Here is an 8,152-nt window from a genome sequence, read left to right as displayed (position 1 = left end):
GAGGCGCCGGAGGGGCGATCCCTGCCGGCGATGCTGGCGGCCCCTTTGCGGGCGCTGCTGCTGAAGCTGGACCGGATGGAATCGGCCAAGGCGGGCGCGCGCAAGGCGTTGCGCGCTCTGGCGGGTTTCGCGAAGCTGAAGGTGGCCTATCACGACATCGAGGTGACCATCGACGCCGAGCCCGAGAAGGGCGTGGCGGATTCCGGCGACCTGGAAGTGGACCTGACCGAGCTGCTGCTGGCGGTGGGCGAGGCCGCGAAGGAGCGGGGGACGGCCGCGATCCTGGCGATCGACGAGATCCAGTATGTGAAGGAGGCGGAGATGGCGGCGCTGATTTCGGCGCTGCATGCCGTGGCGCAGGCGCAGCTGCCGGTGGGGCTGGTGGCGGCCGGGCTGCCGCAGCTGCTGGGGCAGATGGGGCGGGCGAAAAGCTATGCCGAGCGGCTGTTCGAATATGTGGAGGTGGCGGCCCTTGCGCCCGGCGCGGCGCGCAATGCCATCGTGATCCCGATCGAGCGGGAGGAGGAGTCGATCGAGCCGGCTGCCGTGGATGCCATCGTGGCCGCGACGCAGGGCTATCCCTATTTCCTGCAGGAATGGGGCAAGCATGCCTGGGATCTCGCCTTTGCCTCCCCCATCAGCGTGCTGGACGTGGAGAATGCCGGGGTGACCGCGCTGGCAGAGCTGGACGCCAGCTTTTTCCGGGTGCGGTTCGACCGGCTGACGCCTTCGGAAAAGCGCTACATGCGCGCCATGGCGGAGCTGGGGCCGGGGCCGCACCGGTCGGGCGACATTGCCGAGATGCTGGGCAAGCTGGTGACGCAGCTGGCGCCGATCCGCAACAGCCTGATCCGCAAGGGCATGCTTTATTCCCCGGCCCATGGCGACACGGCCTTCACGGTGCCGATGTTCGACCAGTTCATGAAGCGGATCATGCCCGACCGGGGCTGAGCGGGCGTTTCGGAGGCACGCCCAGCACTGCGCCCAGCGGCGGCCAGGCCATCGCGGCCATGGCCGCGCCCACACAGGCCGCAATCGTGGCCAGCAAGACCAGCCCGGCTTCGAGAGGAAGCGGCAGTGCCTGTCTCGCCAGCAGATGGGCGGCGACGACGATCGCCGTCTGGTGGACGATATAGAAGGGGAAGATCGCTCGGGTCAGCCAGCGGCGGGCCGGGCCGTCGGCGCCGGACAGATGCAGGCGGGCAAATCCAAGACAGGCAAGGATCGCGCCCCAGGCCTGAAGCTCGCGCAGGCCACGACCAAGAAGCAGATCCATGGGCGGCGACCTGTCCGACAGGTCCATCAGGAACAGCCGGGACCAGCCGAGCGCAAAGGCGACGAGCGCGATCCAGCGCAGCCGGACCGTTGCTTCCGCGATCCTGTCGGACCGGGCGATGACGAAGCCAAGGAGGAACAGCGGCAGGTAGATACTGTGATTGTACCAGTCGTCCACCAGGGCATGGGTGGAATCGAACCGGGGAAACAGCAGTGCGCGCATCGTCCACAGCCAGAGCCATGGGCCGATCACGAACAGCGGAACGACGAGACGGTCGGGCAGGTGCGGCAGGCGCGGCAGCGCCGGGCGCGCGGCCAGCAGTGCGGCCAGCAGCAGGCCATAGACCAGCAGATAGGCGACGAACCAAAGATGGTTCCATGTTGGCAGCGCCAGGCAATCCCCGCTGCGGCAGAAGCCGCCATAGCCCTGCACATAGAGCCCCATGAAGGCCGGGTAGCCGCCGGTCCAGCCGAGCTTTTCAACCACTTCCAGATAGGCCTGCGGCGGCACCACCACGAACATGCCGAACAGAAGCGGCCAGAGCAGCCGGTGAACCCTGTTCCGTGCAAGGGCAGCGGGCGCCAGCCGGTCCGAAAGGAAGCGCGTGGCGGCGCCCGAGACCAGGAAAAGCAGCCCCAGCCGCCAGGGGCTGGACAGCATCATCAGCGGCTCGATCACGTCGGACGCGCGGGGGCTTTTCACATGCCAGTCCCACGTCACGTAGAACATCCCGGTGTGATAAAGGATGAGGAGCGCAAAGGCGCAGATGCGGAGCCAGTCCAGATCCAGTCGGCGGACCTGACCGGAACAGGCGTCAGCGGGTCTGGCCGGATCGCGGCCGGGTTCAGGAATGTCTGTCATGCCGGCTTGAATTGCACGGGCAAGGCGCCCAACCTAGCGCCCGGCCATGGACGGACAGGCGCCTGTGACGAACGGTGAGACGACAGGGACAAGCGGCGGAAGGCCCGGGACGAACGGTGCGTTCCCCTGGGCCGCCTGGGGTCTGCTGGCGGCGCTGACGGCGGCGAGCCTTGCAGTGAACGTCAGTTCGATCCTGATGGAAGTGCCGCCGGATGCCCGCAATTTCGAGGCCTGGGAGCCGTTGCTGTGGGAAGGTTCGAGCGGCGTGGTGCTGCTGGCGTTGGCGCCGCTGGTGTGGCGTGCCTTGCGGCATGTTCCGATCCGCCCCCCCTGGGGGCGGGCGCTGCTGACCCACCTGGCGCTCACCATACCCTTTTCCGTGGTGCATGTGCTGGCGATGCTTGCGATCCGGCTGGTGGTCTATGAACTGGCGGGTGGCCAGTATGGCTATCTCGACGAGGGGCTGGCGCGCATCTTTTTCTATGAGTGGCGCAAGGATGTGCTGAGCTACGCGCTCCAGCTCGGCCTGTTCTGGGGCTTCGCGCGGCTGCGCTCGACCCGGCCTGCGGCAGCTGCCGGGGAGCCGATGCTGAGCCTGCGGACCGGCGGCGGAACAGTGCATCTGCGGCCGTCTTCGATCCGCATCGTGGAAGCGGCAGGCAATTATGTGGAAATCGAGGCCGATGGACGACGGCACCTCGTCCGGGCGACGCTGGGCGGGATGGAGGCCCAGCTTGGCCCGCAGTTCATCCGGATCCATCGATCGAAGCTGCTGAACCGGGCGCTGATCCTGCGGGAGCGGCCGCAACCTTCGGGCGACGTGCTGCTGGACCTGCGCGACGGCGGCGCAATCCTGGCAAGCCGTCGCTTCCGCGACCGGCTGCCGTCCGCAGGACTCCGGACTGTCACAAATCTGTCGTAGGCGCTGATGCCATGCTGGATGCTCGCAAAGGGTTTCGCGCCGATGATCCGCTTCGCGCGCTGGGAATTCGCGACGCGCCGGCCGTGCTGGACGACAGCCGGCGGGAGGAGATCGCCGCGCGTCTGCTGGCCGGGGAGGCGCCCGACGCCATCCTCGCCGCCCTGCTGAAGGCGGGCTTGCCGCTGGCGGCGGTGCGGGCGGAGATCGAGGCGGCGCGCAACCATCCCTATCTGAAGGCGGCTGCGCCGTTGCAGGCGCGGCTGGCGAAGCGGGACTGGCTGCTGGAATCGCGCGCAAAGCTGGAGCGGATGGGGGCTGCCCGCATTCCGCTTCGCGACCGGCTGTCGCCGGAGGAATTCCTTGCCGACCATTATACGACGCTGACCCCCGTGGTGCTGACCGGGCTGACCGACCATTGGCCGGGGCGGCGCTGGACGCTGGACTATCTGGCGGACGTTGTGGGCGATCCCGAGATCGAGGTGCAGACGGACCGGGAGGCGGACCCGGATTTCGAGCTGAACTCCATCGCGCACAAGCGGCGGATGCGCTGGCGCGAGGTGCTGGCGAAGCTTGCCGATGATCCGGATACCAACGACTTCTATGTGACGGCGAACAATTCGGGGCTGAACCGCCGGGCGCTGGACCGGTTGTGGCGCGATGTGGGCGACCTGCCCGGATATCTGGGGCCGAGCCACCTGGGCGACGGCTTCTTCTGGATGGGGCCGAAGGGCACGGTGACGCCCTGGCACCACGACCTGACGCAGAATTTGCTGGTGAACATGGCGGGGCGCAAGCGGGTGGCGATGGTGTCGCCGGCTGAAACGCACCGGATGCGCAACCACCGCCACTGCTTCAGCCGGTTCGGGGCGGATGCCGCGCTGTCGGAGGTGGCGGAGGCGGAGCGGCCGCGGATCCTGACGGTGGAGATCGGGCCGGGCGACATCCTGTTCATCCCCGTCGGCTGGTGGCACCATGTGACGGGCCTGAGCCTGACCATCGGGATGAGCTTCACCAACTTCGTGTGGGACAATGGCTTCACCGGCTTCTATGCGGGCGAAGGGCCGCTCTGACCGCGATCCGACGGCAGTGGACGGGGCTTATTGTATACAATAGAAGCGGACTGCGGGCGTCCCGATCCGGGGCGGCGCAGGACGGAAAGACATGTCGAAGGCGTCTGATCTTGCCTATGCCCGGATCCGGTCCGGCATCGTCGGCGGCGAATGGGGGCCGGGCACCCCGCTGCGCGAGGAGGAGCTGGCGGCCCTGTGCGGCGTTTCCCGCACCCCTGTGCGCGAGGCGCTCCGGCGCCTGGAGGCGGAGTATCTGGTGCGTCGCCCCGGCGGCGCGCGCAGCTATGTGGCGGACTGGTCCGCCGACGATGTGGCCGACATGTTCGATCTGCGCGCGATCCTGGAAGGCCATGCCGCCGCGCGGGCGGCAACCCGCATCCCTGCAGACGCGCTCCGCGAGCTGGAGGCGCTGAACGACGAGATCGGCGCGGCGACCGGCGCGGCGGATGCCGACCGGTTCCTGGCCGCGAACCGGCGCTTTCACGCCCTGGTGCTGGAGGCCGCCCGCTCGCCCCGGCTTTCGCGGATGCTGGGGTCTCTGGTGGAGCAGCCGGTGGTGCAGCGCACGGCCCGCCGCTATGACCGCGAGGCGTTCGCCCGCAGTCATGCCGAACATGCCGCGCTGATCGAGGCGTTCCGCGCCCAGGACGCGCAATGGGCCCAGAGCATGATGACGGGCCATATCCGCCGCGCCTTCCACGCCTTTGCTGCCGCGAACGGGGGCGGATCGCGCAACGATTTGTGACCTTTTGGGGGCTGGCGCGGCAAGGTTGAGTCGCGTTAACCAGTCAGCAGGGTCGGCAACCAAGAGCCAAAAAGGTGTTGGTCGCCATGAGTAATGTCGCGTCGGACTGGAACTCCGCAGAATTTCGCCGTCAGCGCAATGCGCGCGAGGCGCTGGAACGTCTTCTCGATAGCCGGGCAGGCCAGCATCATGGCCGGGCGGCAGACCTGCTTCGGCAGGCCGCCGTACAGGATGATCGCATCGCCCGGCGGTGCGGACGCCTGGCGGACGAACGTGCCCGGCTGCAGCGTGCGGCGGGCTGGATGGCGGTGACGGGCGCCCTTGTCGCGGTGGCGCTGATCATGTTCGTCTCGATGGCGCGCCTGCCGGTGGTGGAGCAGGCAATCCTGATCCTGGCGGCGGGCCTCTCGGTCGCGATGTTCCGGCTGGTCGTGCAGCCGGGGCGGCCGGTGCTCGGCACCCAGATGCTGCTGCAGTTGCTGCTGACCCTGTTCCTGGTTCTGGGCGTCGGCGCCGAGCCGTTCGGCCCGGCTGTCGCCCTGCTGGGCTGGGCTGCCGCATTCGGCCGCGGCTGGGTGGAGGCCCGCGCCCGCCGGATCGACATCGCGGAAATGGAGCTGGCGATGAAGGTGCAGGGCGCGGATGCGCGCCGGGCGCAGATGCAGATGCGCCGCGCCGCCGCGATCTGACTTCCCGAATTCAAGAAGCCGGAGCAACCGGCCGCAATCCGCCCGCTGCCGGCCCGCAGCGGGCGGATCTGTGAATCAGATCACGCCCTCGCGCGTCAGCTCCGCGATCTCCCCGTCGGACAGGCCCAGCATCTCGTGATAGACCTGATGGTTGAACGCGCCCAGCGACGGGCCGGGCCAGTTCACCTTGCCGGGCGTTTCCGACAGCTTCGGGAACACATTCTGCATCACCAGATTGGCGAATTCCGGGTGCGCCACCTTCACCAGCGCCTCGCGCGCGGCGAAATGCGGATCCGCCATCATGTCGGGCGCGCGGAAGATCTTGCCCGCCGGCACGCCATGCGCCTCCATCGCGGCCAGCACCCCGGCAGAGGTCTGCGGGCGCGTCCAGCCTGCGATGAGGGCGTCGAGCTCGGCCTGATTCTCGCCGCGCGCGACATGGCTGGCATAGCGCGGATCGGTGGCAAGTTCCGGGCGCCCCATGGCCTTGCACAGGCGGATGAACACGCTGTCCTGGTTGGCGCCGATCAGGATGTCGCCGTCAGCGCAGGGGTAGGCGTTCGACGGCGCGATGCCGGGGAGGATCGATCCCGTCCGCTCCCGGATGAAGCCCGCCTCGCTATATTCGGGCACGGTCGATTCCATCATCGCCAGCACCGCTTCGTAGATGGCCGAATCGACGACCTGGCCCTGCCCCGTGCGGTGGCGGTGATGCAGCGCCATCATCGCGCCCAGGCAGGCGAAGGTGGCGGCCAGCGAATCGCCGATCGACAGCCCGACCCGGCTGGGCGGGGACGAGGGATCGCCGGCGAGGTTGCGGATGCCGCCCATCGCCTCCCCGATGGAGCCATAGCCCGCGCGGGGGGCATAAGGCCCCGTCTGCCCATAGCCGGATACGCGGATCATGATGAGGCCCGGATTGCCCGCCGAGAGCGACTCATAGCCGAGGCCCCATTTCTCCATGGTGCCGGGGCGAAAGTTTTCCAGCAGGAAATCGGAGCGCGCCACCAGCCGCTTCAGCAGCGTCTGGCCGCGCGCGTCGCGCAGGTTCAGCGTGATCGTCTTCTTGTTGCGGCCGACGACGGGGAACCAGACGGGCTTGCCCCGGCCCCACTGACGCATCGGATCCCCTTCTGCGGCGTCTCCGGGGCGCCGCGGCGGCTCGATCTTGATGACTTCGCAGCCGTGATCGGCCATCAGCTGGCCGCAGAAGGGACCGGCGATCAGCTGCCCCATCTCGATCAGCCTGAGACCGTCGAGCGCCCCTTGTGCCATTGCCTGAGCCTTTCCATCTGTCTGCTTGCCGCTGCTTGCGGGCGGTCCTATAGCCAATATCGGCCATTGTATACAATCGAGTTGGATGACTGCGGGGCGAGGAGGAAGCGATGAGGCCGGTTGAAGTGGTCGAAGTCGGCGCGCGGGACGGCCTGCAGAACGAGCGCGAGATCATCGGGACCGACGGCAAGCTGGGCCTGATCGCGCGGCTGATGGCGGCGGGTGTCCGGCGCATCGAGGTGGCGAGCTTCGTGAACCCGGCCCGCGTGCCGCAGATGGCCGACGGCGAGGCGGTGATCGCGGCGCTGCCTGACCTGCCCGGCATGCGCTATATCGGCCTTTGCCTGAACAAGCGCGGCGTGCTGCGCGCGCTGGCGACGCGCGAAGGCGGCGCGCGCGGCGTGGACGAGGCGGGCTGCGTGCTTGTTGCGTCCGACACGTTCGGGCTGAAGAACCAGGGCCAGACCATCGAGGAGGGCATCCGGGAGAACCGGGAGATGCTGAAGCTGGCGCGCGAGGGCGGGCTGGTGCCGCAGGTGACCATCTCGGCCGCGTTCGGCTGCCCGTTCGAAGGCCATGTGCCGCCCGCAACCGTCGCCCGGCTGGCGGGCGAGATGGCCGACGCGGGCGCGGTGGAAATCGCCATCGCGGACACCATCGGCGTGGGCGTGCCGGCACAGGTGGCGGATCTTGTGGGCCGCGTGCGCGAAGCCGCCCCCGGCATCCGCCTGCGCGCGCATTTCCACAACACGCGCGGCACGGGGATCGCCAATGCCTGGTCGGCCTATGAAGCGGGTGTCGACGTGCTGGATTCCAGCCTGGGCGGGCTGGGCGGCTGCCCCTTCGCGCCGCGCGCCACCGGCAATATCGCCACGGAAGATCTTGTCTATCTGATGGACCGCTCCGGCGTGGGGACGGGGATTGACCTAGAGGCCCTGATTGCGGTCAACCAGTGGTTCGAACCCGTGCTGGGGCGGCCGATGCCGTCTTTGGCGGCACGGGCCGGAAACTGGACAGGGGCGCCCGCGGCCTGATCCGCACGCCCCGCCCGGAAAAAAGGGGGGGAGGCGAACATGCGCGTTCTGATCCTGGGCAGCCTGCTGGCGGCGGCGCCCGCCATGGCCGACGTGACATCGTCCGGCCCGGACGGGTTCGTTTCCCGAAGCGAAGCCGTCATCGCCCGGCCGCCCGCCGACGTCTGGAAGGCCCTGACGAGCTGGGACCAATGGTGGGATCCCGCCCACAGCTATTCCGGAAAGGTGACGTTGAACCCGAACGCGGGCGGCGCGCTGAGCGAGAGCTGGCCCGGCGGCA

The 8,152-nt window shown here is 68.6% G+C and carries 8 protein-coding genes and 1 pseudogene; 7 read left to right on the top strand and 2 right to left on the bottom strand.

Features of this window, described 5'->3' with window-relative positions; all coding sequences use genetic code 11:
• Nucleotides 1–951, top strand: a 951-nt coding sequence (locus ACE3O8_RS11830; RefSeq protein ID WP_374389984.1) for an ATP-binding protein, incomplete at its 5' end; no start/stop codon positions are given.
• Here ACE3O8_RS11830 and ACE3O8_RS11825 read toward each other — a convergent pair.
• Entirely contained in the window at nt 932–2,137 is a 1,206-nt protein-coding gene (locus tag ACE3O8_RS11825) for an acyltransferase (RefSeq protein WP_374389982.1), read from the bottom strand. The genes ACE3O8_RS11830 and ACE3O8_RS11825 overlap by 20 nt on opposite strands.
• Nucleotides 2,138–2,183: 46 nt before the next feature.
• Between ACE3O8_RS11825 and ACE3O8_RS11820 the strand changes: the two genes are divergently transcribed.
• The 4 genes from ACE3O8_RS11820 to ACE3O8_RS11805 all read left to right on the top strand — a co-directional run bounded on the left by ACE3O8_RS11820 (nt 2,184) and on the right by ACE3O8_RS11805 (nt 5,563).
• Complete coding sequence (locus tag ACE3O8_RS11820; RefSeq protein ID WP_374389980.1) at nt 2,184–3,059, top strand: LytTR family DNA-binding domain-containing protein; 876 nt, start codon at nt 2,184–2,186, stop codon at nt 3,057–3,059.
• Between the two features lie 11 nt (nt 3,060–3,070).
• Complete coding sequence (locus tag ACE3O8_RS11815; protein ID WP_374389978.1) at nt 3,071–4,129, top strand: cupin-like domain-containing protein; 1,059 nt, start codon at nt 3,071–3,073, stop codon at nt 4,127–4,129.
• A gap of 91 nt (nt 4,130–4,220) precedes the next feature.
• Complete coding sequence (locus tag ACE3O8_RS11810) at nt 4,221–4,874, top strand: GntR family transcriptional regulator (RefSeq protein ID WP_374389976.1); 654 nt, start codon at nt 4,221–4,223, stop codon at nt 4,872–4,874.
• A gap of 86 nt (nt 4,875–4,960) precedes the next feature.
• Entirely contained in the window at nt 4,961–5,563 is a 603-nt protein-coding gene (locus ACE3O8_RS11805) for a hypothetical protein (protein ID WP_374389974.1), read from the top strand.
• 75 nt (nt 5,564–5,638) lie between these two features.
• Here the strand turns inward: ACE3O8_RS11805 and ACE3O8_RS11800 are convergent, their stop codons facing one another.
• Nucleotides 5,639–6,838 (bottom strand): CaiB/BaiF CoA transferase family protein, encoded by a 1,200-nt coding sequence (locus ACE3O8_RS11800; RefSeq protein ID WP_374389972.1) that lies wholly within the window; start codon nt 6,836–6,838, stop codon nt 5,639–5,641.
• 110 nt (nt 6,839–6,948) lie between these two features.
• Between ACE3O8_RS11800 and ACE3O8_RS11795 the strand changes: the two genes are divergently transcribed.
• Together ACE3O8_RS11795 and ACE3O8_RS11790 are read left to right on the top strand one after the other, a co-directional pair.
• Nucleotides 6,949–7,872: a hydroxymethylglutaryl-CoA lyase gene (locus ACE3O8_RS11795; protein ID WP_374389970.1), complete on the top strand. Its 924-nt coding sequence runs from the start codon at nt 6,949–6,951 to the stop codon at nt 7,870–7,872.
• Nucleotides 7,873–7,911: 39 nt separating this feature from the next.
• Nucleotides 7,912–8,152 (top strand): annotated as a pseudogene (locus tag ACE3O8_RS11790) (SRPBCC domain-containing protein); the annotation flags it as partial.

Origin of the sequence: Sandaracinobacter sp. (assembly GCF_041909755.1) — a bacterium.
GTDB lineage: Bacteria > Pseudomonadota > Alphaproteobacteria > Sphingomonadales > Sphingomonadaceae > Sandaracinobacteroides.
This window is presented reverse-complemented; position numbering and strand designations above follow the sequence as displayed.